Raw genomic sequence first — 25573 nt, forward strand, 5'->3', positions numbered from 1 at the left:
GTCACCTGTCGGCGTACGGCGCCGAGGAACCGGCGCCGTGTGCCCCGTGAGGACCCGTGGCCGCCCTGCGCTCCTGCCGGAACTCGCTGGGAGACATCCCGTAGGCCAGGCGGAAGGCGCGGGCGAAGTCCGCCTGGTGGCGGAAGCCCCACCGGGCGGCCGTCTCGCCGATGCTGCGGTGGCCGAGCCTGTGGTCGGCGAGATCGGCGCGGCCGCGTTCCAGACGGCGTCGGCGGATCGTGGCGCTCACCGTCTCCGGACGCCCCTGGAAGAGCTGGTGCAGCAGCCGTACGGAGATGTGGTGGTGCGCCGCGACGGTCGTCGGGCCGAGCTCGGGGTCGCGGAGGTTGTGCTCGATGAACGCCTGGATCCGGGCGAGCAGCGCCTGACGGTGGGTCTCGGGCGGGACGACGGGTGGGCCCGGCAGCTGTCCGGCGAGGAAGGCGGTGGCCAGCGCGGCGCCCACGCCGTCGAGGCGCCGGAGCTCCTCCGCGTCGCACTCCTCGGCGTTCTCCCTGAGCCCGCCGAGGAAACTGGCGAGCAGCGCGCCCACCCCGCCGCGTGCGGAAAGGCGGGTGCCGAGCAGCGCGTCGGTCCGGTTCGCGGGGAGCGGCACGGTGGCCCTGGGGAGCCGGAGCAGGGTGAGCCGCGACAGCCGGTCGTGGTCCTCGAACTCGCAGGCCAGCGGTTGCGAAGTGTCAAAGAGTGCCAGGTCCCCGGCGTGCAGCAGGGTGCTGCTGCGGCCCTGTTCGAGGCCGATGGGGCTGCCGTGCACCAGAAGGAGGAAAAAGCATTCCGGGTCGCCGAGCCGGATGTGCGCGGATGTTCGTCTCGCCGATCCCGGCGAGAAGGAGAACGAGGAGACCCCGGTCCGCGGCAGGTGCAGCGAGGTGGCCGTCCCGCGGAACCTGTCGGTGTACGCGCTGGTGATCGACAGGGGCATGACCGCATCGCCGACCATCGCGTTGAACCACTCGAAGCCTTCGCGTTCGCTGACACTGCTGGTGGAGACGGAGACCCACGCCTCCGGCTCCCCATCCGTACCCGCCATCGCACACCCCCGTGCCGCTGGGCCCGGCCGGGACGCCGGGTCCGGGTGCTCATGGTCGGGCGGCCCGGGGGTGAGGACGAGCACCTCGCCGGTCAGCTTCGCGGTGCATTCCGCGCCAGAGGGGTGCGCGCCGGGCACCGCCGGTTTCCCCGGCGCGGACCGATGGCTGGTACATGCGCTGGGTGCCAAGAATGCGTGCGCTCCCTGCTCAAGACCGGACAGCCGTGCCGGGCCACAGTGAAGCGCAGTGAACCGGCACCGTCCGGGTGCCTTCAGGGCAAGAGGGGAGCACACATGCGCAAGAGGTTCGCCACACTGGTCTCGGTCGGCTCGGCCGTCCTCGCCGTCGCCGCACCGACGGCGGCGAGCGCGGAGGAGACCCGGGTCACCGAGGTGCCCGGGGCGCAAGGGGTGTACGAGTTCCGTGGCGGGGACTACCTCGCCGCGGCCTGGCAGCAGTGCAACGGGGGCACGTGCTTCTTCCAGCACTCCTACGGCAACCAGGAGGACTCCACCGCCCGCATATGGGTCGTGCCCAGTTGCGGCCGCCACCTCGTGCCGCGCCCGTTCGAGGACAAGGCCAGCTCGGTGTGGAACCGCACGCCCACGACCATCTGGATGTACAAGGACCGCAACTTCAACAGCGGCAGCTACATGGGCTCATGGGGAGGGTGGGGGCAGGGCAATCTCGCCGCCCACGAGAACGACAAGTTGAGCGCCGTCGACGCTCGCTGCTGATTCGGGCCGCACTCCACCCACGGGGGGCTGGTGGTGCCGCGTCCGCACGCGGCACCACCGGGTCCGCCGCCGCACGGGTACACCGCCCCCGGTTCCGGCCGAGTCCGGCGTCGGAGCGGAGGGACTGGGTGAAGTCACCCCACGTACGCACCGTCAGGGGCGGGAGGCCGTCCCGGTCGCGGGGCGGCTGCCGCCCTGGTCGTGGTCCGGTTCCCGCACCGGCCCCGCGGGCTTTCCGGCCGGGCGCAGGGCGGCCGTCAGCACCGCCGCCCCGGCAAGTGCGACGAGCATGATCCAGACGGCGCCGACGTGCATGGCATGGACGAACGCCTCGTCGGCGGCGTGCGCGAGAGCGGGCCTGTCGGTCACGGTGGCGACGTGCCGGGCCTGTTCGGCGGAGAGCCGCGCCCGGTCCTGCGCGGCCGCGGGCACCTCGCTCAGCGAGGGTTCGATCGCGTGCCGGTACGCGATCGACATGATCGTGCCGCCGACCGCGATCCCGATCACGCTGCCGGTCTGGCGCACGGTGTTGGTGACGGCCGACCCGGCACCGGCCCGATCGAGCGGCAGGGTACTGATCAACGCTGCCGTCACCGGGCCGAGGACCATGCCGATGGCCAGGCCCTGGACCAGCAGCAAGGCTTCGATCCACAGGAGCGGGGTGCACAGTCCGAAGAACCCGTACGCGCCCATGGTCAGCGCCGCCACCGTGAACGCCGGTGCGCTGACGGCGCGCAGCGACCAGCGGCGCACCAGGCGCGCCCCCAGCGGTGCCCCCAGGATCGCGCCGAGTGCGGTCGGGAGCCCTGCGAGGCCCGCCTCCATCGGCGACCAGGCGCGTGCACCCTGCAAGTAGAACGCGTTGTAGAAGGTGACGGCGGCCGTGGCGAACAGGAGCAGGCCGAGCGCCGCGTTGCCGCCGCCGAACATGCGCTGCGCGAGCAGCCGGGGATCGAAGCCGGGCGCCTTGCTCCGCAGTTCGACGCGTACGAAGGCGGCCAGCAGGACCAGTCCGACGGCTATCGGCACCCAGACGTCCGTGCGGCTCCAGGCGGCCACCTGCCCCGCCCGGATCAGCCCGTAGGCCAGCGCCGCGAGCCCGCTGATCGACAGCAGCATTCCCGCGGGGTCCAGCGGGCGCGGGGTGGGGCTGCGGAAATCCGGAACCAGCAGGACCATTCCGACCACCGCGACGACCACGACCGGGACATTGACCAGAAAGACCGAGCCCCACCAGAAATGGTCGAGAAGCAGCCCCGCGAGGACCGGTCCCGCCGCCATTCCGGCACCGGCGGACGTCGAGGAGACGGCGACGGCGGTCGCCCGCGCCGGACCGGTGAAGGTCCACATGAGGATGGCCATATTGGCCGGCATGATCAGCGCACTGCCCACTCCCATCGCGACGCGGGCGGCGATCAGTTGCCGCGGGTCGTTCGCGTACGCCGCCCATACCGAGGAACCGGCGAAGAGCATCAGGCCCGTGACGAGCACCGTCCGGTGTCCGTAGCGGTCGCCCAGCGCGCCCGCGGTGAACATCAGGGTGGCGAAGGCGAGGGTGTACGCGCCGGTGGCCCACTGGAGTTCGGCCGGGTCGGCGTCCAGTCCGCGGACGGGGTCCGCGAGGGTCTCCAGGGCGATACTCAGGACGGTGTTGTCCAGCCAGATCAGCAGGGAGCACAGCATGAGAACGGCAAGAATCAACTGCTGCCTGGTTTTCGGCAGCGTTGGTGACGTGGTCATCGATACCTTCGGACGCGGTCGGTGAAAACCTGACGCGACGGGACCGTAGGCAATCACCACGCCTCTGTCAATTCCCGAACGACCCTTTATGGACTACCGATTTCACGTACCTCCGAAGGCACGCCAGACGCCCTCTGTCAATTGCCGATGGAAGGTCGAAGGAAATGCTTCGCGCGATATGACGGGGCATGAAGTCGGCCCCTCTGTCAATTTCTCCTATTCGTTCATCTCGATTGTTGCGTGCACTTCTCTCCGATCACTGCCCGATGCGTCGCGGATGGCATGCGCGCTGTGAGCGGAGTCCGTCGCCCCCCTCCCCGCGACGGGACCTGCCATGCTGAGCGAGCTCCGTTGCCCCCGCACCTCTCGGAGGTTGTGATGCGTGCAGGCGTCGTGATCAGCGCACAGCCCGGCGTGGAGGAACTCGCCGTGCGGGCCGAGGATTTGGGCCTGCACAGCTTCTGGGTCTACGACACGCCGATGGTCAACGGCGACCCCTTCGTCGCCCTGAGCCTGTGCGCGAAGGCCACGCGACGCATCAGGCTCGGCATCGGCGTGACCTCACCGGCGCTGCGCTCGGCACCGGCCGCCGCGAGCGGACTCGCCAGCCTCAACGCGCTGGCACCGGGCCGGATCATCTGCGGCGTCGGCACCGGGAACACCTCACGTCGCACCCTCGGCATGCGGCCGAGCACGGCGGCCCGGCTGGAGGAGTTCACCACCGCGCTCCAGGACCTGTGCGCCGGGCGCTCGACCGAGTACCGCGAAGGCGACCGGGTCCGCGACATCCGGTTCCTGCACACCGGGGCGCACGTGAACACCGCCGACCCGATCGAGTTCGTCGTCGCCGCGCTGCACGGACCGAAGGCCGCCGCCGTCGCGGGACGCCGCGGCACCGGCCTCATCTCCGTCGGCCTCCTGGACCCCACCGCCTGGCACGCGCTGCACGACGCCCGCCGCCACGCCGCCCAGGACACACCCCGCTCCCCCGGGTCCGGCACGGGCTCCCGGGCGGACACCGCGGGCTCCACGGGCTCGGCGGACTCTGCGAAGTCGGCGAACTCGGCAGGCCTCACGGACTCCACCGGCTCGTCGAACGCGGCGAACCCGGCAGGCGCCACGGACCCCACGGGCTCGGCGGACTCCTACGTGGTCGCCCCGCTCCACCTGCTCGACGAGGGCGAGGACCCCCGCGGGGACGCGGCCCGGGACGCCACGGGCCACCTCGTCCTGTCGCTCCTGGCCTTCGCCGCCGACACCGCCGCCGACACACCCGCCTTCGCCGAGCAACTCGGACCCGAGGAACGCGAGGCGGTGCGGCGGCTCCTCGACCGGCGCGGCACCACCCCCACCGCGCCGGACCGGCACACCAAGCTCTACCCCGACTACCTCGAACGCATCGCACCGCAGGACCGGGACCTGGTTCTGCCCTCGCTGATGAACGCCCTGGCCCTGCTCGGCACTCGCGACGACCTCCTCGCCCGCATCACCACCCTGGAACAGGCGGGCGTCGACGAGCTCCTCATCCAGCCGGTGGTCGACCCACCCACCGAGATGGCCCGGCTCGCGGGGCTCCTCACCTGAGCGGCCCCGCGCGAGCCGCCCTGTGCCCAGTCCGGTCCGGCCCTACCCGGCCCAGCCCGGCAGGACATGATGGACCCCCATGAACGACGACCCACACCCCCTCCTGGCGCTCTTTCTGCACGCCGCCGAGTCACGCTTCCCGCCCGCGGACGGCCGGGTGACAGTCCTTCCCCCGCTGTCACGGGGGCTGGAGTGCTCCGTCGCCTTCACCGGCCACGCGGTGCTCGCCACCGCGCTGCCCGCTCGCGAGGTCCTCGCCCATGGGCCCGACGGGTACGGGGGTTCCCTTGCGCCCGACTTCCTGCGCCACCTCGCCGGCCGCGAAGGCGACGTCGGCAGCACGGACGTCGTACTCGTCGCGCGCGGCACCTCAGGCTCTGCCCGCCTGTTCGAGCGCTCGGACGTGGACCATCACCCGCGCGTTCGCTACGCCAGGGAGGTGCGTGAGAACGTGCGGGTCCTCGGGGACGCACGGGGTTTCGTCACCATGGCCGACGGACTCGCGGGACGCCGCGAGATCAGTATCGAACTCGAACACCCCGACGGCGCCGGTACGGGGCGCGGCCGGGCCCTGTTGCGTGACGCGCTCACCCTGGTCCCCGCGGGTGAGCCGGTGTTCGCCGCCGTCGCACCGGGGAACGCCCGCTCCCTCCGGGCCTTTCTCGCCACCGGTTTCACACCGCTGGGGAGCGAGGTCGTCATCCGCCCCCGGCGCCCCCGGCTCGGGGAGGGCGGCGGCCCCGAGGCGGCCGCGTACGCGGGGAGCTGAGTCCCGCTTCCCGGTCACTGCGGGGCCGGGCGCCTCGTTGGTAGTCTGTTCGAGGCAGCGTCGACGCGGCGGGTGTGCAGCCGGAGGACAGCGGCTAGAAGCCGTCCAGATGGTCACCGAGTCGGTCGGCGGGCGTGTTCGCGCAGGTGGCAGGGGTTTGTGATGTCCGCACCCGTGTCCTACCCGGCTCCTCTGCCACCCCCGTTCCGGCTCCGCCGGTGCGGTCACCTGCTCGGGCCCGCTGTCGCGGGCCCGCATCTGCCGGGCCTTCCTCGGCACGTACCCCATGAGGAAGGCTCTTCATGACGCACCACGACCGCCGCCCCGACACCGACACCACTGCGCACGACGAGGGCCCCGCCAGCCCGTCCGGGCGGGACACCGGGGCCGACGCCCCCGGGCAGGCCGGGCGCGCCCCCGGCGCGGAGGCGTCATCGGCGCCCTCGGCCGCCACCTTCGCCGATCTTGAACTGCCCGCCGCACTGCTGCGGACGCTGGACGGCCTCGGCGTGCGCGAGCCCTTCCCGATCCAGGCGGCCACGCTGCCGAGCGCCCTCGCCGGACGTCATGTGCTGGGGCGTGGCCGCACGGGGTCAGGCAAGACGCTCGCCTTCGGCCTGCCGCTGCTCGCCCGCACGTCCGGGCGCCGCGCCGAGCCGAAGCAGCCGCTCGCCCTCGTCCTGGTGCCCACCCGGGAGCTGGCGCAGCAGGTCACCGAGGCGCTCACGCCGTACGCCGCCGCGGTGGGGCTGCGGCTCGCCACGGTCGTCGGCGGCATGTCGATCGGCCGCCAGATCGCGGAGCTGCGCGACGGGGCCGAGGTCGTCGTCGCCACCCCGGGCCGCCTGCACGACCTCGTCGAGCGCAAGGCCGTGCGCCTCGGCAGGGTCCGCGTCACCGTCATCGACGAGGCCGACCAGATGTGCGACATGGGCTTCTTGCCGCAAGTCACCGAGGCGCTCGACCTGGTGCACCCCGACGGCCAGCGGATGCTGTTCTCGGCCACCCTGGACCGCGACGTCGACCAGCTCGTCGCCGGCTACCTCCACGACCCCGTCGTCCACTCGGTCGACCCGTCCGCGGGGGCGGTCACGACGATGGAGCACCATGTGCTGGTGGTCCACGGACCCGACCGGTACGCCGTGACCACGGAGATCGCCGCCCGCGACAGCCGCGTCCTGCTGTTCCTCGACACCAAGCACGCCGTCGACCAGCTCACCCGGCATCTGCGGGCCAGCGGTGTGCGCGCCGCGGCCCTGCACAGCGGCAAGTCGCAGCCGCAGCGTACGCGCACCCTGGCCCAGTTCAAGGACGGGCAGGTCACCGTACTGGTGGCGACCAACGTCGCGGCCCGGGGCCTGCACGTCGACAACCTCGACCTGGTGGTCAACGTCGACCCGCCGACCGACCCCAAGGACTATCTGCACCGCGCGGGCCGCACCGCCCGGGCCGGGGAGTCCGGCCGGGTGGTCACTCTGGTCCTCTCCGGTCAGCGCCGCGAGACGAGCCGGCTGCTGGCCGAGGCCGGCATCGAGCCGAAGGTCACCAAGGTGCGCTCGGGCGAGGCGGAGCTCAGCCGCATCACCGGGGCCAAGGCTCCCTCCGGCACCCCGCTCGACGGCGGTCCCCCGGCGTCCCGCCCCAAGAACACGAACACTCCCTTCCGCGGCCTCGGCACCAGCAAGGACACCTCCCGCGGCGCGGGCGGCAAGTCCCGCAGGACGGGTGAGGCCCGCAAGCTGGCGGAGGCCAGGAAGGCGGCCCGGGTCCGCCGCGGGGGCTGACGGGGGCTCGCCACCGCCGGGCCCCCGGGGGTCCGCTGTGAAGGTCCGGGGCACCGGTCCGCCCGGCGCCGTGTAGCCCCCGGCGGCCCACCACCACGGGCGGGACGCGGACCTACGCGTCCTGCGCCTCCTCGATCAGCGACCGCGCTTTGGCCTCCGCCTGGTCGTAGCGTTCCGGGTGGCTGGAGCGTTGGACGGCCTGGGCGAGCCGGCCCGCCGTCCAGCCGGGGTTGCGCCGGTCCTCGTCGACGGCGCGCCGGAGGAAGGACGCGGTGGCGTGCGGCACGTCCCCGCACTGCTCGACCGTGCCCCAGCCCTGGCTGGGGCGCTGCTGGAAGACGCCGACCGAGTCCTGGTCCCCGCAGGCGAGGTTGTTCATGTGGGACTCCACCCAGCCGGCCTCGAAGGCGGCCAGCCGGACCTTGCTGCTCACATCGAGGTCGACGCAGGCCCGGTAGACGGCTCTTGTCACCTCCGGGTCGTGCTCGGCGGGCACCGAACATGGCGCGTCGTCAGGCATGGGCCCCCTGTCCCCGGTACGGGTCGCACCGGCTTTCCGGCCGGGGCCCGCCCGCTCAGAGCGAACGTCGACCGCGTGGTCCCGGCAAAGTACAGCAGCGGGGGGGCGGGTGCGGCAGGTGCCGTGAGGGTGACGGCCGCGGCCACCGACGCCTCACCGCGTGCCGTTCCCAGCGGTGCGGGTGCGCGTCTGCTGAGGTGGTCCGGGGCGCAGCGCCCTCACGAGGTCGGGGTCGTCCGTGCAGGGCCGGGGGACGGGTTCCCCTGCGGACTCGTGTCACCCGCTTCGCCCGTCCGTGGCCGCACCCGGCGCGGAGCCTCACCCGTAAGGAGCGGAACCTCACCCGTAAGGAGGAGCGAAGCCTGTGCGTGTCCTGGTGTGTGCCCAGCGCGACCTCGTGGTGTGCGTCGCGTTGAACCGTCTGCTGCCACAACTCGGCGATCACGAGGTGGCGGTGGCGCTGAACAGGCCGTCGCCGGGTGACCCGACCGCCGCGGACCCGCTGCGGCGCCAGCGCTGGTTCGAGCGGGGCCTCGTCGACGAAGTCGTCTTCCCGCCCCTGGACTCCCGCCCGCACCCGGCCGGCGAACTGCTGACCTTCCACCACCTCTCGCGCGCGCACGGCATCGGGTTCCAGGACGTGCAGCGCGTCAACACCGGTGACGGCCTGGCGTTCGCCCAGGCGTTCCGGCCGGACCTGATCCTGTCCGTGCGGTTCGACCTGATCTTCAAGGAGCCGGTCCTGTCGCTGCCCTCCCTGGGGATCCTCAACATCCACCCAGGAGCCCTCCCGGAGTACGCCGGGCTTGCCGCGCCCATGCGCACCCTGATCGCCGGTGAGCAGAAGCTCACCAGCACCCTGCACGAGATCGACCGCGGCATCGACACGGGCCCTGTGATCGCCAGCCACGAGCTTCCGTACGACCGCGGCCGTTCGCTGTTCTGGCATCTGACGCGCCTGTACGAGCTCGGTGTCGACCTGTTCCTCCAGGAACTGCCCGGCCTTGCGGAAGGCAGGAGGCCTCCGGCGCGGCCACAGGACCGAACGCACCGGCACTACCACAGCAAGCCGACTCCCCAGGAGATCGAGACCTTCGAGCAGCTGGGGTTCCGATTCCTTCTGGAGAGGGACTACGAGGAAGTCGTCAAGCGCTTCGGCGGCACACCGCCGGAGTACCCGGAGCACGGGGCCCCGGTGTCCTGATCGCAGGGCGTCGACCGCCCCGCGGTCGCGCTCAGGGCACCGGGCCCGCTGGGTGAGCGCTGTGTGCCCGGAGGCGGGGCGCCTCCGGGCACGGGCAGCCGGATCAGCGGGTGACCCGGCAGGCCGGACCCGCTCAGCGGGTCAGCGGGTCACCACGTGGCGCTCGTTGGGCACGCAGTGCGTCATGGTCAGCCCCGCGACGTCGCGCGGCGGGTTGTCGCCCAGGTGCTCCAGGCGCTTGCGGTCCTCCTCCGTCAGGGTCTGGCCCGGCAGCGGTGCCAGGTGCGCGACGTCGGACGGCCTGATGCCGAGGCCCTCGCCGACCCGCAGGCCGAGGTCGTTCTCGACCAGCAGGAAGTGCCAGACCATGCGCTCCTGGACCGGTCGCTCGCACTGGGAGATCAGCGACACGAAGTTGTGCACCAGGTCGTCGCGTTCCCAGTCCTCCATCAGCAGGTAGCGCTGTCCGGCCTGGAGGTAGTCGTTGGTGCGCGGGATCCGCTTGCGGGTCAGCCGCCCCTGGATCTGCGGCCCCTGCTCGTCGTGGTGCGGGTACTGGGCCTCACGGAGGCCGCCGGTGATGGACGGCTCGTAGTTGACTTCGGGGTTCTCGTTGGCCGCACCGTTGTCGTAGGCCATGAGACCGTCGCGCTGGTTGGTGCGCACGTCCGTGTTCTTGGCCTGGTTGACCGGGAGTTGCAGGTAGTTCGGGCCGACGCGGTAGCGCTGGGTGTCGCTGTAGGAGAACGTCCGCCCGACCAGCATCTTGTCGTCGGAGAAGTCGAGCCCGTCCACCAGGACGCCGGTGCCGAAGGCGATCTGCTCGTTCTCGGCGAAGTAGTTGTCGACGGTGCGGTCCAGGACGAGGCGGCCGACCGCCTTGGGCGGGAAGTCCTGCTCCGGCCAGGTCTTGGTGTCGTCGAGCGGGTCGAAGTCCAGCTCCGGGTGCTCGCCGTCCTCCATCATCTGTACGAGCAGTTCCCACTGGGGGAACTCGCCGCGGCGGATGGCCTCGTACAGGTCCTTGGTGGCGTGGCCGAGCTCGTCGGCCTGTACGTTCGCCGCGTCCTGCTCGGTCATGCTGCGTACGCCGCGCTCGGGCATCCAGTGGTACTTGACCAGGACGCTGCGGCCCTCGCCGTTGATCCACTTGTAGGTGTTCACGCCGAAGCCCTGCATGTGCCGGTAGTCCGCGGGGATGCCCCGGGGGCTGAAGAGGTTGACGAGCATGTGCATGCTCTCGGGCGTCTGCGACATGAAGTCGAAGATGCGGGCGGGCTTCTGCTCGTGCGAGACGGGGTCCGGCTTCAGCGCGTGGATGACGTCGGGGAACTTCACGGCGTCCCGGATGAAGAAGACGCCGAGGTTGTTGCCGACCAGGTCCCAGTTGCCGTCCTCGGTGTAGAACTTCACCGCGAAGCCGCGCGGGTCGCGGGCGGCCTCGGAGGAGTCACGGCCTCCGATGACCGTGGAGAAGCGCAGGGCGACGTCGGTGCGCTTGCCGCGCTCCTGGAACAGCTTGGCGCGCGTGTAGCGGTCGATCGGCTCGTCGCCCCAGGCTCCGTACGCCTCGAAGTAGCCGAAGGCGGTGACGCCGCGGGCGTGGACGACGCGCTCGGGGATGCGTTCCCGGTCGAAGTGGCTGATCTTCTCCAGGAAGTGGTAGTTCTCCAGCGTGGCGGGGCCTCGCGCCCCGACCGTCCGCTGGTTCTGGTTGTCGTAGACGGGGTGACCCTGCCGGTCGGTGAGGACCGGCCGGGGGTCGTCCGCGGATGAACCCATGCTGGACACGTCAGTCATGACCGTCGGCTCCTTGGCGGGGTGGCCGCGTGCCCGCCCCCTCGCGTGGCGGCGGGCGGGCGCGCGGGCTCGTCGGGGGATTCGGTACCCACCAGTACTCACCCCGGGTGCCCTCGTACGACGGTCATATGCGGTGTGTCGGCCGAAGTGCGCACGTCCGGCGGGTGCCCTCCGACCCTTTTGTCACAGACCCCGGGCGGTGGGGTGCGCGGATGCGGAGGGCGCGAGCCGTCAGCGGGCGGGGGCGAGCCGTCAGCCGTTGCGCACGCCGTTGCCGGAGAGCGCCGGGATGTCGTCGAGGATGTGCGACAGCGGCTCGTCGCCCTTGGCCTGGGTGGAGTTCTCGGTGCAGATCTGCTTCTGCTCCGCCGAGAGGACCGGGATGTCCTGGACGGCGACGTTGATCAGCAGGAGCAGGGAGCCGATGTTCGCGTCGACGGGCACGCCGAGGCAGGGCTTGTTCAGCGTGCCCTGGATCAGAGAGAGCTGCGGGCTCTTGTCCCCCTGGGTGCCGCTGTTGCCGTACGACTCCTCGGCACCGTTGCCACTGGCACTGCTGGTGCCGGAGTCGTCGCCGATCGCGGCCGCGCTCCCGGCACTGCCGACGAGAGCGAGGGCGGCGAGGCTCAGGGCGAGGGGGAGGTTACGGGATCGCATGTCTCTCCAGTGCAGAACGTCCGGTCGGGCAGTCGGGCCAAGTACATCCGCCCGCGGCCCGTGAACGTCCCGATTCGCCCGTTGGCGGAGTGTCGGTGTCACGAGGCTGACGCCGACCGCCCGGGAGCGGTCGTCCCCGCGACGCACACGCCGCACGCCGTCGACCGAGAACGCACCCCCCGGCCTTCTCGCACCGTCGCGACCGCGAGGCCGACCAAGGGGGCCGCGGCATACGAACGACGTCATGCGCCCTGTTTCCGTACCCTTGCGGTATGCGCTCCCGCCCCACCCTGAGCTGGTCCCCCACCGGGGACCTCCCGCCGGGCACCACGGACCCCCAGCCGGTCGCCGACGCGCTGGGCAGCGGCGGTGTGCTGGTGCTCAGCGGGGCGGGCCTCTCCACGGAGTCGGGCATCCCCGACTACCGGGGCGAGGGCGGCAGCCTGAGCCGGCACACCCCGATGACGTACCAGGAATTCACCGCGGACGCCGGTGCCCGGCGCCGGTACTGGGCGCGCAGCCACCTCGGCTGGCGTACCTTCGGCCGTGCCCTGCCCAACGCCGGGCACCGGGCCGTGGCCGCTTTCGGGAAGCACGGCCTGCTCTCGGGTGTGATCACCCAGAACGTCGACGGCCTGCACCAGGCCGCGGGCAGCGAGGGCGTCGTGGAACTCCACGGCAGCCTGGGCCGGGTCCGCTGCCTCTCCTGCGGCACCGTCAGCCCGCGCAGCGAGCTCGCCCGGCGCCTGGAGGCAGCCAACCCGGGCTTCGATCCCGTGGCCGCCGGGATCAACCCGGACGGTGACGCCGACCTCTCCGACGAACAGGTCATCGACTTCCACGTGCTGCCCTGCACGAACTGCGGCGGCATCCTCAAACCGGACGTGGTGTTCTTCGGTGAGACCGTGCCGCCGCAGCGGGTCGAGCACTGCCGCCGGCTCGTCCACGAAGCGACGTCGGTGCTGGTCCTCGGCTCCTCGCTGACGGTGATGTCCGGGCTCCGGTTCGTCCGCCAGGCCGCGCGGGCCGGGAAGCCCGTACTGATCGTCAACCGGGACCCGACCCGGGGCGACCAGCACGCCCGCACCCGGGTCGCCCTCCCCCTCGGCACGACCCTCACCACCGTGGCCGCCCGCCTCGGCATCCCCACCGACACCCACTAGCCCCTGACGCCCCGACCGCTCCGGGCACCACCGGCACCACCACCGCCGGAAAACCGGTGGAGCCCCGCTTCGCTGTGCCATTACCGTGCTCCCGCCCCTGTCACCCGGCCTGGGACGTGCCGTTGTACACCGCGTGAGACCTCCTGAGCGCTGATCCGTCGCGCGTCGCACCTGTGCGACGTGCCCCTTTTCGCTGCGGACTTCTCACTGGAACCGGTGTGTCACTGTGTCCGAAACCTGGGTGGTCGTTCCCACCCGTCTGCCTCTCGTCCTGCGCCGTTGCCGCACCTGCGCCTGCGAGCGCTTCCGTACGGACGGCAAATTCCGCGTCGACGCCCACCACAAGCTCATCGACGCCTGGCTGCTCGCGCTGTGCACCACGTGCGGGGCGGCCACCGGGCTCACCGTCCTGGAACGGGTGAACGTGCGCTCCGTACGTCCCGAACTCCTGGACCTGCTGCACGGCAACGACCCCGGCCTGGCAGCCGAACTGCTCCAGGATCCGGTGGTGCGGCGCCGCAACCACATCGCCCTCGACTGGGACGCCGCCTGGCGCCTGGACACCGGTGCGCCGCACCGGCCGCGGGGCGAGGCGATCGAGGTGTCGGTCCGCTTCGCGGCACGGATCCCCGTCCGGCCGGTGCGGCTGATCGCTGAAGGTCTCGGCCTTTCGCGCGCCGAGGTCGAAGGACTGCTCGCCGAGGGCAACCTCGTCTCGGCAGTCCGCCTGGGCGGCAAGCCCACCGGCGACTTCACCTTCACGCTCAAACGCTGAGCACCAGGGACCCCGGCGAACCGGGCCGGGGTCCCGTCCCGCCGGCCGCGCGTCGCGGCCCGCGGGGCGTTCGGGTTGCGGTGGGTGCGAACCCGTCAGCCGTTGCGCACGCCGTTGCCGGAGAGCACGGAGATGTCGTCGAGGATGTGCGACAGCGGCTCGTCCTCCTTGGCCTGGGTGGAGTTCTCGGTGCAGATCTGCTTCTGCTCCGCCGAGAGGATCGGGATGTCCTGGACGGCGACGTTGACCAGGCCGACGATGGAGCCGACGTTGGCGTCGACGGGGACACCCAGGCAGAGCTTGTTCAACGAGCCCTGGACAAGGGAGAGCTGCGGGCTCTTGTCCCCCTGGGTGCCGCTGTTGCCGTACGACTCCTCGGCACCGTTGCCACTGGCACTGCTGGTGCCGGAGTCGTCGCCGATGGCGGCCGCGCTCCCGGCACTGCCGACGAGAGCGAGGGTGGCGAGGCTCAGGGCGAAGGGGTTGCGGGTGCGCATGTCACTCCAGTACGAAACGTTCGGTTGACCAGAAGAGGCAAGTACATCCGCTGATGTCCGGAGAATGGCCCTATTCGCCCGTTGGTGGAGTGTCGGCGCCGCAGGGCTGACGGCCGCCGGGGGCCGTACCGCTTGTGTCTCCCGTAAGGGGAGACATCAGGGTGTGCCCATGGACGACGACACCCTCTGCTCGATCGGTGAACTGGCCCGGCGTACCGGGTCGACGGTCAAGACGATCCGGTTCTACTCGGACCGGGGCCTCATCGAGCCCGCGGAACGCTCCCCGGCCGGGTACCGCCGCTACGACACCGAGGCGGTCGCCCGCGTCGAACTGGTGCGGACCCTGCGGGACCTCGGTCTCGACCTGGACACGATCCGCAAGGTGGTGGCGCGGGAGGTCTCGTTGGCGGACGTCACCGCGTCCCACGCCGAGGCCCTCGACGTGCAGATCCGTGCCCTGCGGCTGCGCCGGGCGGTGCTGACCGCGGTGTCCGGGCGGAACTCGACACCCGCGGACCTGGAGCTGGCGCACCGGCTGGCGAAGCTCTCCGGTACGGAACGGCGCCGCCTCGTCGACGACTTCCTCGCCGCCGTCTTCGACGGGCTACACGGCCACCCGGCGTTCGTGGGCGTCATGCGCTCGATGACGCCGGAGCTGCCCCACGATCCGAGCCCCGAACAGATCGTGGCCTGGGTGAGGTTGGCGGAGCTGTTCCGTGACCCGGACTTCTGCTCCAGCATGCACGGGATGGCCCACGGCATGGCGGCCGACCAGGCCCCCGACGACGCCTTCGGGCTCACCCGCACCCTCGCCGAGGCCGTGCGCACCCGTGTCACCCCGGCACTCGCGGCGGGCGTCGACCCGGCGTCGACCGAGGCCGGGGCCGTCGTCGACGGCCTCGCCGCCCACTGCGCGCGCGTCCTCGGCGAGGGTTCCGGCACGTCCGCCCCGCGCTCCCGGCTGCTGTCCCGCCTGGAGTCCATGAACGTCCCGCGGCGCGACCGGTACCAGGAACTGCTGGCGGTGGTCAACGGCTGGCCGCCGCCCGAGCGCCTCGCGCCGGTCCTCGACTGGGCCCTCGCCGCGCTCCGCGCCCACTGACCGTGCGGTCCGGCCCGCCCCTACGCGTGGGCCTCCGCCTCCACCGGCTTCGGGATGAGGAAGGACGTGACGAAGGCGGCCGCGATGAGGACCACGCCGGCGATCATGCCTGCCGAGTAGCCCGCGACCGAGGTCCTGTCCGCCGGTTCCGCCGCGGTCTGGACCGCGTACAGGAGGGCGAAGCTCAGGCCCGCGCCGAGGTTGAAGGCGCCCGCGTTCAGGCCCGGCAGGAAGCCGGGGTTCTCCTTCGGGGACAGCACGATGCCGAGGCCGTTCAGGACGATGTTCCCGACGCCCGCGTAGGTGACGCCGATGAGGACCGACGAGACGAGCAGGAGCGGGCGCGAGTCGGCCTGGAGGGTGAACAGCATCAGGGCGACGGTGACGGCGGAGCCGACGAGGCCGAGGCGCAGGATGCGGCCGTAGCCGTGCGTGGCGGCGAGCCGCCCGGCGATCGGGCCCATGGCCAGGCCCGCGAGGGCGTACGGGGTGAGGGTCCACCAGGCCGACTGCTCGGCGCTCATCCCGAAGCCGGCGTCCGCGTTCTGGGCGAACGCCGGGATCATGCCGTTCATGACGGCGAAGACGCCCGTCATGGTCAGGACGGTGGTCAGGAGCAGCGCCCAGGTGGCGCGCCGGCGCAGGTGCCGGGTGGCGACCAGGGGGTGCCTGCTGCGGTTCTCGGTACGCCAGAAGGCGGCGAAGGCGAGGGCGGCGACGACGGCGAGGGCGGCGACCAGCGGCCAGTTCGCGGCGCCGAGCTTGCCCGCCTCGTTCAGGGCGACGAGGGCCGCGCCGACGGAGACCACGAGGAGTGCCACGCCGGGCCAGTCCATGCGGTTGTCGGAGCCGGTGGCGCGGGCGGTGGACTCGGGGGTGAGCGTGGCGATGAGGACCATGGCGAGGCCGGCGACCACGGCCATGACCCAGAACACCGACTGGAAGCCGTAGTGGTCGGCGAGGGAGCCGCCCGCGATGGAGTCGACGCCCGCGATGCCGCCGTTGACGGCGGTGATGACGCCGAGCAGGGTGCCGTACCGCTTCGGCTCGTGCACCTCGTTGCGCAGCATGATCAGGCAGAGCGGCACGGTGGGTCCCGACACGCCCTGGATGACGCGTCCCGCGAACAGCATGGGCACGCTCTGCGCGAGCGCGGCCACGACGCAGCCGACGGCCATGAGCGCCATCATCGCGGCGAGGACGCGGCGGCGGCCGATGAGGTCGCCGAGGCGCGGCAGGAACAGCGAGAAGAGGGCGGCGGAGGTGAAGAACGCCGTCTGGGTCAGGCCGACCTCGGCGGAGGTGGCGTCGAGGGTGTCCTCGACGCTCTTGAGGGCGGGGCTGAGCATGCTCGCGTTCAGCTGGAAGGCGAAGCAGGCCACCAGGAGGGCGGTGACAAGGACCCCCACGCGGACGGGGCGGCCGCCCGGCGAAGCGGCGGGGTGTGCGGGTTCGGTGCTGGAGGTGTTCACGCGGCCACGTCACCGATCCGCTCGAGGGCATCCACGACCAGGTCCCAGAATCGTCCGTGGTCCAGGTCGACGGCCACCTGGGTGCGGCAGTCGGCGGGGGCGGGCGCGCGGAGGTCGGTGACGGTCATGCCGAGGGTGAGCGTGCCGGTGAGCTCGATGTCCACGGGGGCCTTGCGTACGGTCATGACGCTCGGGTCGATGACGTAGGCGACGGCGCACGGGTCGTGCACGGGCGGCGCCGCGAAGCCCTGGGCCCGGAGGTACATGGCGCCGAAGAAGTCGAGGAGCTCGTTGACGAAGACGGCGGGCTTCGTGCCGACCCGGGCGATGCGCTCCACGACCTCGGGGGTGGCGAGGGCCTGGTGCGTCAGGTCGAGGCCGACCATGGTGACGGGCCAGCCCGCGTTGAAGACGATGTGCGCGGCCTCGGGGTCGATCTTGATGTTGAACTCGGCGACGGGGCTCCAGTTGCCCGTGTGGTAGCCGCCGCCCATCAGGACGACCTCGCGTACGCGCTCGACGATGCGGGGCTCCTTGCGCGCGGCGAGGGCGATGTTGGTCAGGCCCGCCGTGGGCACGATGGTGATCTCGCCGGGCTCGTGGGCCATGACCGTGTCGATGATGAGGTCGACGGCGTGGCGGTCGTCGAGGCCGAGGACCGGCTCGGGCATGACCGGGCCGTCGATGCCGCTCTCGCCGTGGATCTCGGGGGCGGTCTCGACGGTGCGGACCAGGGGGCGGGGGCATCCGGCGGCGAAGGGCACACCGGTGATGTCCGCGACGCGGGCCACGGAGAGGGCGTTGCGGGTGACCTTCTCCAGGGTCTGGTTGCCGACGACCGTGGTGACCGCGACCAGCTCGACGTCGGGGTTGCCGTGCGCCAGGAGCATGGCTATCGCGTCGTCATGCCCGGGGTCGCAGTCGAGGATGATCTTCTTGGCCATCGCGGAACCTCTTTGTTCGGCTGAGCCGCCACCGCCGGGTGACGCTCGGGAAAACGTTCTCCGAGCACATTGTGCAGGAGGGTGAATCCTGTCAATGACCTGCACCACGCCCGAGCTGTGCGTTCCTCGTCACAGGCTTGTTGACTGCTCTGTTCGGGACACGTGGCCGTTGATAACGTTTGCCGAAACGCAGCGGAGGGGTGGGGCTCAGGCGTGGCTGATGTGACTCTGCGGGATGTGGCCCGTGCCTCCGGCTGTTCCGTCGCCACCGTCTCGCGGGTCCTGGCAGGCACCCGCCCGGTCGGCGCCGACACCGCCCGCCGGGTCCGCGCGGCCGCCGAGGCGCTCGGCTACCGCCCCAACCACGCAGCCCGCGCCCTGCGCAGCCGCGCCACCGGCACCGTCGGCCTCGTCCTGCCGCAGATCACCAACCCCTTCTACCCGGCCCTCGTACGCGAGCTCGCCCACGCCCTGCACGCCGAGGGCCGCGCCGTGCTCCTCGCCGACTGCGACGACGACCCGGTGGCCGAGGCCGGGTACCTCGACGATCTCCTGGCCCGCCGGGTCGACGCCCTCCTGGTCGTACCGGCCGACGAGCGCCGCAGCCGGGACGCGGTCGCCGCGGCCGCCGCGCAGGTGCCGCTCGTCCTGCTGGACCGCGGCTGCGGCCCCGGCGTCGCGGACTCCGTGGCCGTCGACAACTTCGCGGGCATGGCCCTCGTACTCGGCCATCTCGCCGCCACCGGCCGTCGGCGCGTCTGGTTCGTCGGAGCCGAGGGGACGGCGTCGACCGCGGCGGAGCGCCGTGCGGCGTACGCGGCCGGGGCCGCCGCGCTCGACGAGGGGGCTCCGGGGCGGATCGCGCTCGGCGACTTCTCCGTGGCCTGGGGCCGCGCGGCCGTCGACCTGGTGTGGGAGGCGCGACCCGACGCCCTGGTGTGCGCCAACGACCTCATCGCGGTGGGCGCGCTGCAACGGCTCGGGGAACTCGGCGCGGACGTGCCCGGTGACGTCGCCGTGACCGGCTTCGACGACATCCCGATGGCGGCCCTCGCCGCGCCCGGCATCACCACCGTCCGCCAGCCGGTGCCCGAACTGGCGGCGGAGGCCACGCGGCTGCTCAACCACCGCCTCGCCGGTGGCGACGACGGCCCGCAGCAGGCGGTACGGCTCGCGCCTGAGCTGGTGGTACGGGAGTCCAGTGCGCCCCGGCCGCCGGCGCGGGGGGACGGGCAGGGCCCGGGGGCGGCCTCCGGTCGGGCCGCGGAGGTGCCCGTGCCCCGGCAGGTTCCCTGACCGGAGCGGTCACGGCCCGCGCAGGACGCCCGCGGCCACTCCCCCGCCGCCGGGTTGCCGGTGCCGGCGGGCGGACCCGTCGGCACCGGCGGCCCGGAGCGGGCGCGGACGTCAGTCCCGCAGTACCACCAGGACGAAGACGGCGGAGATCGCTCCCAGTGCCACGGCCGCGACACCCCGGGGGAAGCGGTGGTCACGGAGTCCCGGCAGGAGCTGGTCGGCGGCGAGTCGGCCGGGGCCGGTCAGGGCGACCGCCACCGCGCCGGAGAGCAGCACCAGTTGGTACTCGATGCCCTCGGGGGCGAAGAAGCCCCCGTCCCAGGTGACGGCGATGGCGTTGAGCATGACGCCCAGGATGCCCGCGGCCGCCAGCGGGGTGAGCAGGCCGATGGCGAGGCCCAGGCCGCAGAAGGTCTCCGTGAGCGCGGCGACCCACGCCATGGCCCTGGCCGCCTTGTAGCCCTCGGAGGTGAAGAAGGCGGTGGTGGCGTCCAGGCCGGAGCCGTCGAACCAGCGGAAGAGCTTCTGCGAACCGTGGACGGCCATGATGAGCCCGACCGCGAGACGCACCACCAGCACACCGCTGTCGAGCGCGACCTGTCGGTCCTGCTCCGCGGACGCTCGGCGGCGCGAGGGATCCGTCCGCGTACGAGGGGAGGCGGACGGTGGCGGCGGGGACTGGGGGTCGGCGGAGTGCGGGGGAAGGGAGGAGGACATGCTGGATCTCTCCTTGGGCCAGGGGGATGTGAGGGGGACGCCGTGCGGCGCCCGCCCGGGGTGGGTCGGCGTACGCGGACGGGAGGAGAGGGTCCCGCTACGTCCTGATCACCCGGGTGCTGTACAGGTCGACCGCGCTGACGTCGGGCGCGGCCGTGCGGACGAGCGGGGCCAGGCCCTGACCGGAGTCGTGGCGGACGGAGGCGGGCCGCTGGCCGTGGCCGCCGCCGGGCTGTTCGGGCACGGGGAGCACGGCGGCACGGGACGCGTCGCCGTCGTCACCGCCGTGGCAGCCGCTGTCGCCGCCTGCTTCGCCGCGCACTGCGCCGCCCGCGCGGCCACGCGCTGCGCCGTCCGGCACGCCGCCCGTTTCGCTGCGTGCCACGCCGCCCGTTTCGCTGCGCCTCAGGCTGCCTGTTTCGCTGCGTGCCAGGCCGCCCGTTGCACCGCGCGCCGCGCCGTCCGTTACACCGCGGGCCACGCCGCGCGCTCCACCGTGCTCTGTGAGCGCGTCGGCCGGAGGTCCGAACGGAGCCGTGGCGGCTGCGTCGTCGCTCCGGTGCGCGGAACTTTCGGGGAAGACCGCAGCCGACGCGCCGAGCGCCGTGACCAGGCAGAGCAGGGCGACGAGCAACCACGGGGCGTACCCGCCCCCAAAAGCCCGTACGACCTGCCCCCTCGCCGGACAGCCCCTCGGGAGCCGGGGCGTAGGCCCCGGTCCGTGCCCGGGGGCGGCACCGCGGTGGGGGAACGCTGGCCCGCTCATGACAACGGATGATAGGTCCAGACCAACGTCGGACTGAACCCCTCCGACGCACCCAGGACCCGGCCCGGCACATTGCGGCCGGAATTCACCCTTGGCCGACGGGCCCCTCGCCGTGCCGGGCCGCCGCGGGGGTGGCAGGCGGCGGCGCCCCGGGGGTAGCCCGCCGCCGCACGGGGCGCCCCATGCACACCCGCGGCCAGCGGTCGAGGCCGAGCGCCGACTCGTCCGCACGGACGGCCCGCAGCTCCGGGCCGACGGCCTCCTCGTCCAGGACGGCGAAGCCGCAGCGCGCGTAGTACGGCGCGTTCCACGGCACGTCCCTGAACGTCGTCAGGGTCAGCGCGGGGACGGCGTCGGCCGCCGCCCGGTCCGCGAGGTGGTCGAGGAGGGACCTGCCGATGCCGCGGCGCGCGTACCCGGGATGCACGGACACCTGCTCGACGTGGAGGTTGCCGTCGACGCGGTCGGCGATGAGGTAGGCCACGGGCACACCGGCGGCGGACGGGCCGGCGGCGGACAGGTCGGCGGCGGACGGGTCGGCGGTGGCGGACAGGCCGTCGGCGGACGGGGCCACGGCGACCCAGGCGAGACCCGCGCGCAGATGGCGTGCGAGCACGTCCAGGGCGGGCGGCTCGTCCTCGGCGATCTCCGCCATGCCGACGTCCCGGAAGCACCGGCCCGCGGCCCGCTCGATGTCCTGAAGACGCGGCAACTCGTTCCTGAGGGCTGCTCGGATGCGCATCGGACCATTGTCCCGCGGCCCGCGCGGCCCGCGCGGCACGTCGGCGCGGGGGCGGGCCGACGTGCCGCGGCAAGGCCCGGGCGGTCCCGCGGGACCGCCGCGTCGCCCTCCCGTCAGCCCTCCTCGTGCAACGTGATGGCCCGCACCGGGCAGGCCCGTGCCGCCTCCCGCAGCAGGGGATCGTCCACCGGCTCCGCGCACCCGGCGAGCAACTCGCCGAAGCCGTCGTCGTCCTGGGTGAAGACCTTCGGCGCGGTCAGGACACACTGACCCGCACCGATGCACACGTCCGTGTCGACGGTGACGCGCATCAGCGAGGCCCCCAGGTGACCGGCAGTTCCCTCAGACCCTGGATGGTGTCGCCTGGCTTCATCCGGATCGCGTCGGCGGGCACGGCGAGGCGCAGGTCGGGGATGCGGGCGAGCAGGGTCCGCAGGGCGATGTCGAGTTCGAGGCGCGCGAGGTTCTGCCCGAGGCACTGGTGGATGCCGAAGCCGAAGGCGAGGTGGTGCCGGGCGCTGCGGCGCACGTCGAGCCGGTCCGCGTCCGCGTAGACGGCGGTGTCGCGGTTGATGGTGGAGGCGGCGAGGACCACGCCCTCGTGGGCGCGGATGGTCTGCCCGGCCACCTCGATGTCCTCGGTGGCCACGCGCAGCAGTCCGTCCGCGATGGACAGGAAGCGCAGCAGTTCCTCGACGGCGTCACGCGTCAGGTCCGGTTCGGCGCGCAGGGCCGCCAACTGGTCGGGGTGTTCGAGCAGGGTGAACATGCCGAGCGAGATCATGTTGGCGGTGGTCTCGTGCCCGGCGACGAGCAGGATGAGGGCGACGCGCACGAGTTCGTCGCGGTCGAGGGAGCCGTCCGCGAGGCGCTCACGGATCAACTCGTCGAGCAGCCCTTCGGGGGTGTCGCGCCGGGTCTCACGAGCTTCGCGGGGCCACTCGGGCGCCGGGGAGTCGGCACCCGGGAACGCCCCGGCGTCGGCCGTCTTGCGCTTGCGGTCGACCAGCTCGCCCAGGTAGTCCGTCAGTTCCCGGCGGCCCGCCTCCGCCTCCTCGGGGGTCTCGGACCGCAGGAGCCTGCGCGACGCCCCCTCGAAGAATTCGTGGTCGGCGTAGGGAACACCGAGCAGTTCACAGATCACGACGGAGGGCACGGGCAGGGCGAACGCGGAGACGAGTTCGACGGGAGGCCCCTCGGCCTCGACGGCGTCGAGGAGTTCGTCGACGACGCGCTGGACGCGGGGCCGCATCGCCGCCACCCGCTTCACCCCGAACGTGGGGATCAGCATGCGGCGCTGCTTGTTGTGCAGCGGATCGTCGACGCCGAGCAGCGCGGTCTGCACGTGCCGGGAGAGTTCGAAGCGCGGCGCGGTCAGCGGGAAGGCGGGGTTCTGCCGGTCGGCGGAGAGCCGCGGGTCGGTGAGCAGGGCCTGGGCCTCGGCGTGCCCGGTGACGAGCCAGGCCTGGCTGTCGTCGTAGAGGGTGACGCGGTTGAGCGGCGCGCGTGCGCTCAACGGCCGGTATCCGGTGGGCGGGTGATAGGGGCAGGTGCGGTCCTGGGGGAAGGGGGCGGCTTGCGCCATGGCGTCCTCCGCGGTGCTCGAACGGGACGTACGGGTCGTACGGTGTCCCGCTCCTCACTTCATGCCCTATGCACCTAGCCGGACCACGACCGGTTCGGCCAACTTCGCCACGGTCCGCCCCGAGTATGACGCCGTGGCCGGATTGCTACGCCGGCTCACGGTCGTCACCCCATACGAACTCACTGGGGGCGCGCCCCACGTACGCACAGGTGCGTCAGTCACCGACGCGAATGGCGTGATCGCGCCGACCGCCGTCGAGGGGCGAGACGTACTCGCGCAGGTGGCGCGCCGTCACCGTGTCCGCGGTGTCGACGAGTTCCCTCGGCGTGCCCGTGAAGACGATCTCGCCGCCGTCGTGGCCGCCGCCGGGGCCCAGGTCGATGATCCAGTCGGCGTGGGCCATGACGGCCTGGTGGTGTTCGATGACGACGACGGAGTTGCCGTCGTCGACCAGGCGGTCCAGGAGCGCGAGGAGTTTGTCGACGTCGGCGAGGTGCAGGCCGGTGGTCGGCTCGTCAAGGACGTACGTGGAGGACTTCTCGGCCATGTGGATGGCGAGCTTGAGGCGCTGGCGCTCGCCGCCGGAGAGGGTGTTCAGTGGCTGGCCGAGGCGCAGATAGCCGAGGCCGACGTCGCAGAGGCGGCCGAGGATGGTGTGCGCCCGGCCCGTCGGGAAGAAGTCGTACGCCTCGGCGATCGACATGCCGAGGACCTCGCTGATGTCCTTGCCGCGCAGCCGGTGGGTGAGGACCTCCGGCATGAAGCGCTTGCCCTCGCACCGTTCGCACACGGAGGCGACGCCCTGCATCATCGCCAGGTCCGTGTAGAGAAGGCCGAGGCCGTTGCACTTGGGGCAGGCGCCCTCCGAATTGGCGCTGAACAGAGACGCCTTGACGCCGTTGGCCTTGGCGAAGGCGTTGCGGATCGGACCGAGCAGGTTCGTGTACGTCGCCGGGTTGGAGCGGCGTGAACCGCGGATCGGGGACTGGTCGGCGACCACGACGCCGTCCTGCCCGGACAGATGGCCGTGGATCAGCGAGCTCTTGCCGGAGCCCGCGACTCCGGTGACGACGGTGAGGACGCCGAGCGGCACGTCGACCGAGACGTCCTTGAGGTTGTGCAGTCCCGCGTCCTTGATGGACACGTGCCCCCTGGGCGTACGCGGCTGCTCACGGAGCCGGGCGCGGTGGCCGAGGTGGCGGCCGGTGAGGGTGCCGGAGGCGCGCAGTCCCGGCACGTCACCGGTGTAGCAGACCTCGCCCCCCGCGGCGCCGGCGCCGGGGCCGATGTCCACCACGTGGTCGGCGATCGCGACGACCTCCGGCTTGTGCTCCACGACGAGCACCGTGTTGCCCTTGTCCCGCAGGCGGAGCAGCAGGTCGTTCATGCGCTGGATGTCGTGCGGGTGCAGCCCGACGGTGGGCTCGTCGAAGACGTAGGTGACGTCGGTGATGCTGGAGCCGAGATGGCGCACCATCTTCACGCGCTGCGCCTCACCGCCGGACAGGGTGCCGGTGGGGCGGTCGAGGCTGAGGTAGCCGAGGCCGATCTCGGTCAGCGAGTCGAGGAGGTCGAGGAGGTTGGCGAGCAGCGGGGCCGTTCCCGGGTCCTCGATGGCGCGGACGAAGTCGGCGAGCTCGTCGATCTGTAGGGCGGCGCACTCGGCTATGTTCAGGCCGTCGATCTTCGAGGAGAGCGCCGCCCGGTTGAGCCGGGTGCCCTCGCACAGCGGGCACCGGGCGAAGACCACGGCGCGCTCGACGAAGGCCCTGATGTGCGGTTGCAGCCCGTCGCGGTCCTTGGCGAGCCAGGTGCGCTGCATCTTGCTGATCAGACCCTCGTAGGTGAAGCCGTTGGAGCCCACCTTCACCTTCACCGGTTCCTTGTGCAGCAGGTCCGCCCACTCCTGCTCGGTGTAGTCCCGCAGCTTCTTGTCGGGGTCGTGGAAACCGGCGTTGACCACGACCTGCCAGCTCCAGGAGTCCACCGCGTGGTACGGCAGCGTGAGAGCGCCCTCGTTGAGGGAGAGTTCGCGGTCGAGGAGCTGGTCGACGTCGACGGTGGAGACCTCGCCGGTGCCCTCGCATTCGAGGCACATGCCCTCCGGCACGTTGAAGCTGAAGGCTCCGGAGGTGCCGATGTGCGGCTCGCCGAGGCGGCTGAAGATGATGCGCAGCATCGTGTACGCGTCCGTGGCCGTGCCCACCGTGGAGCGGGAGTTGGCGCCCATCCGCTCCTGGTCGACGACGATCGCGGCGCTGAGGTTGCGCAGTTCGTCGACGTCGGGGCGGCCGACGCTCGGCATGAACGACTGCACGAAGGCGGTGTACGTCTCGTTGATCAGGCGCTGCGACTCCGCGGCGATGGTGGCGAACACCAGCGAGGACTTGCCGGATCCGGAGACGCCGGTGAAGACGGTCAGCCGCCGTTTGGGCAGGTCGAGGGAGACGTTCTTGAGGTTGTTCGCACGCGCTCCACGGACCTGGATCACGGTGTGGCTGTCGGCGGGGGTGACGTTCACGGGTGCTCCTCGGGTGGCTCGCACGGCCCTGGCCCTGCGTACGGTGCGCTGCCCTGCGGCAGGAATCGCGTACAGCGTACCCAGTGAAGGAACGGCGTACAACGTACTCGGTGAAGTGTGCGAGGGAACCCGGTGGACCGGTCCCG

At 72.2% G+C, this 25573-nt stretch carries 23 protein-coding genes; 9 read left to right on the plus strand and 14 right to left on the minus strand.

The genetic code is table 11. From position 1 onward, the window contains the following. Position 1: 1 nt before the first annotated feature. Positions 2 to 1051, minus strand: coding sequence for a helix-turn-helix domain-containing protein (locus ACH4DX_RS16270; RefSeq protein ID WP_398155551.1), 1050 nt, complete (start codon positions 1049 to 1051; stop codon positions 2 to 4). A 294-nt stretch (positions 1052 to 1345) separates the two neighbouring features. Here ACH4DX_RS16270 and ACH4DX_RS16275 point away from each other — a divergent pair, with 294 nt between their 5' ends. Next, entirely contained in the window at positions 1346 to 1789 is a 444-nt protein-coding gene (locus ACH4DX_RS16275) for a peptidase inhibitor family I36 protein (RefSeq protein ID WP_398155552.1), read from the plus strand. Between the two features lie 153 nt (positions 1790 to 1942). On the opposite strand, the gene ACH4DX_RS16280 is transcribed toward ACH4DX_RS16275, so the two are convergent. Then, positions 1943 to 3529 carry an MFS transporter gene (locus tag ACH4DX_RS16280; protein WP_398155553.1) on the minus strand — a complete coding sequence of 529 codons (1587 nt, stop codon included), beginning with the start codon at positions 3527 to 3529 and terminating at the stop codon, positions 1943 to 1945. A gap of 378 nt (positions 3530 to 3907) precedes the next feature. On the opposite strand from ACH4DX_RS16280, the gene ACH4DX_RS16285 reads away from it, so the two are divergent. From ACH4DX_RS16285 to ACH4DX_RS16295, 3 genes are all read left to right on the plus strand, one after another. Next, positions 3908 to 5113: an LLM class flavin-dependent oxidoreductase gene (locus tag ACH4DX_RS16285; protein WP_398155554.1), complete on the plus strand. Its 1206-nt coding sequence runs from the start codon at positions 3908 to 3910 to the stop codon at positions 5111 to 5113. A 79-nt stretch (positions 5114 to 5192) separates the two neighbouring features. Further along, the gene (locus ACH4DX_RS16290; protein ID WP_398155555.1) at positions 5193 to 5882 is read left to right on the plus strand and encodes a hypothetical protein; all 690 of its coding nucleotides are present in this window, start codon (positions 5193 to 5195) and stop codon (positions 5880 to 5882) included. Positions 5883 to 6184: 302 nt separating this feature from the next. Continuing rightward, the gene (locus ACH4DX_RS16295; RefSeq protein ID WP_398155556.1) at positions 6185 to 7666 is read left to right on the plus strand and encodes a DEAD/DEAH box helicase; all 1482 of its coding nucleotides are present in this window, start codon (positions 6185 to 6187) and stop codon (positions 7664 to 7666) included. A 112-nt stretch (positions 7667 to 7778) separates the two neighbouring features. Here the strand turns inward: ACH4DX_RS16295 and ACH4DX_RS16300 are convergent, their stop codons facing one another. Next, entirely contained in the window at positions 7779 to 8186 is a 408-nt protein-coding gene (locus ACH4DX_RS16300) for a hypothetical protein (RefSeq protein ID WP_398118730.1), read from the minus strand. A 364-nt stretch (positions 8187 to 8550) separates the two neighbouring features. On the opposite strand from ACH4DX_RS16300, the gene ACH4DX_RS16305 reads away from it, so the two are divergent. Next, positions 8551 to 9390 carry a formyl transferase gene (locus tag ACH4DX_RS16305; RefSeq protein ID WP_398118728.1) on the plus strand — a complete coding sequence of 280 codons (840 nt, stop codon included), beginning with the start codon at positions 8551 to 8553 and terminating at the stop codon, positions 9388 to 9390. 141 nt (positions 9391 to 9531) lie between these two features. Here ACH4DX_RS16305 and ACH4DX_RS16310 read toward each other — a convergent pair whose 3' ends face one another. After that, on the minus strand, positions 9532 to 11190 hold the full coding sequence (locus ACH4DX_RS16310) for a catalase (protein ID WP_398118726.1): 1659 nt from the start codon (positions 11188 to 11190) through the stop codon (positions 9532 to 9534). A gap of 252 nt (positions 11191 to 11442) precedes the next feature. Then, positions 11443 to 11847 (minus strand): rodlin, encoded by a 405-nt coding sequence (locus ACH4DX_RS16315; RefSeq protein WP_398118724.1) that lies wholly within the window; start codon positions 11845 to 11847, stop codon positions 11443 to 11445. 272 nt (positions 11848 to 12119) lie between these two features. Between ACH4DX_RS16315 and ACH4DX_RS16320 the strand changes: the two genes are divergently transcribed. Both ACH4DX_RS16320 and ACH4DX_RS16325 read left to right on the plus strand, forming a co-directional pair. Beyond that, entirely contained in the window at positions 12120 to 13010 is an 891-nt protein-coding gene (locus ACH4DX_RS16320; protein WP_398118722.1) for an NAD-dependent protein deacetylase, read from the plus strand. Between the two features lie 226 nt (positions 13011 to 13236). Beyond that, a complete protein-coding gene (locus tag ACH4DX_RS16325) occupies positions 13237 to 13785 on the plus strand; it encodes a DUF1062 domain-containing protein (protein ID WP_398155557.1) in 549 nt (182 codons plus the stop codon). Positions 13786 to 13880: 95 nt separating this feature from the next. Here ACH4DX_RS16325 and ACH4DX_RS16330 read toward each other — a convergent pair whose 3' ends face one another. Next, on the minus strand, positions 13881 to 14282 hold the full coding sequence (locus ACH4DX_RS16330) for a rodlin (RefSeq protein WP_398118720.1): 402 nt from the start codon (positions 14280 to 14282) through the stop codon (positions 13881 to 13883). Between the two features lie 169 nt (positions 14283 to 14451). On the opposite strand from ACH4DX_RS16330, the gene ACH4DX_RS16335 reads away from it, so the two are divergent. Continuing rightward, positions 14452 to 15384: a MerR family transcriptional regulator gene (locus ACH4DX_RS16335; RefSeq protein ID WP_398155558.1), complete on the plus strand. Its 933-nt coding sequence runs from the start codon at positions 14452 to 14454 to the stop codon at positions 15382 to 15384. A 20-nt stretch (positions 15385 to 15404) separates the two neighbouring features. Here ACH4DX_RS16335 and ACH4DX_RS16340 read toward each other — a convergent pair whose 3' ends face one another. After that, entirely contained in the window at positions 15405 to 16856 is a 1452-nt protein-coding gene (locus tag ACH4DX_RS16340; protein ID WP_398155559.1) for an MFS transporter, read from the minus strand. Then, positions 16853 to 17800, minus strand: coding sequence for a nucleoside hydrolase (locus ACH4DX_RS16345; protein ID WP_398118715.1), 948 nt, complete (start codon positions 17798 to 17800; stop codon positions 16853 to 16855). The genes ACH4DX_RS16340 and ACH4DX_RS16345 overlap by 4 nt, the downstream gene beginning before the upstream one ends. 213 nt (positions 17801 to 18013) lie before the next feature. Here ACH4DX_RS16345 and ACH4DX_RS16350 point away from each other — a divergent pair, with 213 nt between their 5' ends. Further along, a complete protein-coding gene (locus tag ACH4DX_RS16350) occupies positions 18014 to 19096 on the plus strand; it encodes a LacI family DNA-binding transcriptional regulator (protein WP_398155560.1) in 1083 nt (360 codons plus the stop codon). Between the two features lie 111 nt (positions 19097 to 19207). On the opposite strand, the gene ACH4DX_RS16355 is transcribed toward ACH4DX_RS16350, so the two are convergent. The 6 genes from ACH4DX_RS16355 to ACH4DX_RS16380 form a co-directional block, all read right to left on the minus strand. Further along, positions 19208 to 19813 (minus strand): DoxX family protein, encoded by a 606-nt coding sequence (locus ACH4DX_RS16355; protein ID WP_398118711.1) that lies wholly within the window; start codon positions 19811 to 19813, stop codon positions 19208 to 19210. Positions 19814 to 19910: 97 nt separating this feature from the next. After that, positions 19911 to 20198: a hypothetical protein gene (locus tag ACH4DX_RS16360; protein WP_398155561.1), complete on the minus strand. Its 288-nt coding sequence runs from the start codon at positions 20196 to 20198 to the stop codon at positions 19911 to 19913. A gap of 466 nt (positions 20199 to 20664) precedes the next feature. Next, positions 20665 to 21321 (minus strand): GNAT family N-acetyltransferase, encoded by a 657-nt coding sequence (locus ACH4DX_RS16365; protein WP_398155562.1) that lies wholly within the window; start codon positions 21319 to 21321, stop codon positions 20665 to 20667. 113 nt (positions 21322 to 21434) lie between these two features. After that, positions 21435 to 21632 carry a ferredoxin gene (locus tag ACH4DX_RS16370; protein WP_398155563.1) on the minus strand — a complete coding sequence of 66 codons (198 nt, stop codon included), beginning with the start codon at positions 21630 to 21632 and terminating at the stop codon, positions 21435 to 21437. After that, entirely contained in the window at positions 21632 to 22906 is a 1275-nt protein-coding gene (locus tag ACH4DX_RS16375) for a cytochrome P450 (RefSeq protein WP_398155564.1), read from the minus strand. Before ACH4DX_RS16375 ends, ACH4DX_RS16370 begins: the two co-directional genes overlap by 1 nt. Before the next feature lie 214 nt (positions 22907 to 23120). Then, on the minus strand, positions 23121 to 25427 hold the full coding sequence (locus tag ACH4DX_RS16380) for an ATP-binding cassette domain-containing protein (protein WP_398118702.1): 2307 nt from the start codon (positions 25425 to 25427) through the stop codon (positions 23121 to 23123). Between the last annotated feature and the right edge of the window lie 146 nt (positions 25428 to 25573).

This window comes from Streptomyces sp. NPDC017940 (assembly GCF_044328435.1).
GTDB lineage: Bacteria > Actinomycetota > Actinomycetes > Streptomycetales > Streptomycetaceae > Streptomyces.

Excerpts from the sequence above, each read along its gene's own strand:
- ACH4DX_RS16270 (WP_398155551.1), bottom strand. The coding sequence starts at position 1,051 with ATGGCGGGTACGGATGGGGAGCCGGAGGCGTGGGTCTCCGTCTCCACC.
- ACH4DX_RS16275 (WP_398155552.1), top strand. The coding sequence starts at position 1,346 with ATGCGCAAGAGGTTCGCCACACTGGTCTCGGTCGGCTCGGCCGTCCTC.
- ACH4DX_RS16280 (WP_398155553.1), bottom strand. The coding sequence starts at position 3,529 with ATGACCACGTCACCAACGCTGCCGAAAACCAGGCAGCAGTTGATTCTT.
- ACH4DX_RS16285 (WP_398155554.1), top strand. The coding sequence starts at position 3,908 with ATGCGTGCAGGCGTCGTGATCAGCGCACAGCCCGGCGTGGAGGAACTC.
- ACH4DX_RS16290 (WP_398155555.1), top strand. The coding sequence starts at position 5,193 with ATGAACGACGACCCACACCCCCTCCTGGCGCTCTTTCTGCACGCCGCC.
- ACH4DX_RS16295 (WP_398155556.1), top strand. The coding sequence starts at position 6,185 with ATGACGCACCACGACCGCCGCCCCGACACCGACACCACTGCGCACGAC.
- ACH4DX_RS16300 (WP_398118730.1), bottom strand. The coding sequence starts at position 8,186 with ATGCCTGACGACGCGCCATGTTCGGTGCCCGCCGAGCACGACCCGGAG.
- ACH4DX_RS16310 (WP_398118726.1), bottom strand. The coding sequence starts at position 11,190 with ATGACTGACGTGTCCAGCATGGGTTCATCCGCGGACGACCCCCGGCCG.
- ACH4DX_RS16315 (WP_398118724.1), bottom strand. The coding sequence starts at position 11,847 with ATGCGATCCCGTAACCTCCCCCTCGCCCTGAGCCTCGCCGCCCTCGCT.
- ACH4DX_RS16320 (WP_398118722.1), top strand. The coding sequence starts at position 12,120 with ATGCGCTCCCGCCCCACCCTGAGCTGGTCCCCCACCGGGGACCTCCCG.
- ACH4DX_RS16330 (WP_398118720.1), bottom strand. The coding sequence starts at position 14,282 with ATGCGCACCCGCAACCCCTTCGCCCTGAGCCTCGCCACCCTCGCTCTC.
- ACH4DX_RS16335 (WP_398155558.1), top strand. The coding sequence starts at position 14,452 with ATGGACGACGACACCCTCTGCTCGATCGGTGAACTGGCCCGGCGTACC.
- ACH4DX_RS16345 (WP_398118715.1), bottom strand. The coding sequence starts at position 17,800 with ATGGCCAAGAAGATCATCCTCGACTGCGACCCCGGGCATGACGACGCG.
- ACH4DX_RS16355 (WP_398118711.1), bottom strand. The coding sequence starts at position 19,813 with ATGTCCTCCTCCCTTCCCCCGCACTCCGCCGACCCCCAGTCCCCGCCG.
- ACH4DX_RS16365 (WP_398155562.1), bottom strand. The coding sequence starts at position 21,321 with ATGCGCATCCGAGCAGCCCTCAGGAACGAGTTGCCGCGTCTTCAGGAC.
- ACH4DX_RS16370 (WP_398155563.1), bottom strand. The coding sequence starts at position 21,632 with ATGCGCGTCACCGTCGACACGGACGTGTGCATCGGTGCGGGTCAGTGT.
- ACH4DX_RS16375 (WP_398155564.1), bottom strand. The coding sequence starts at position 22,906 with ATGGCGCAAGCCGCCCCCTTCCCCCAGGACCGCACCTGCCCCTATCAC.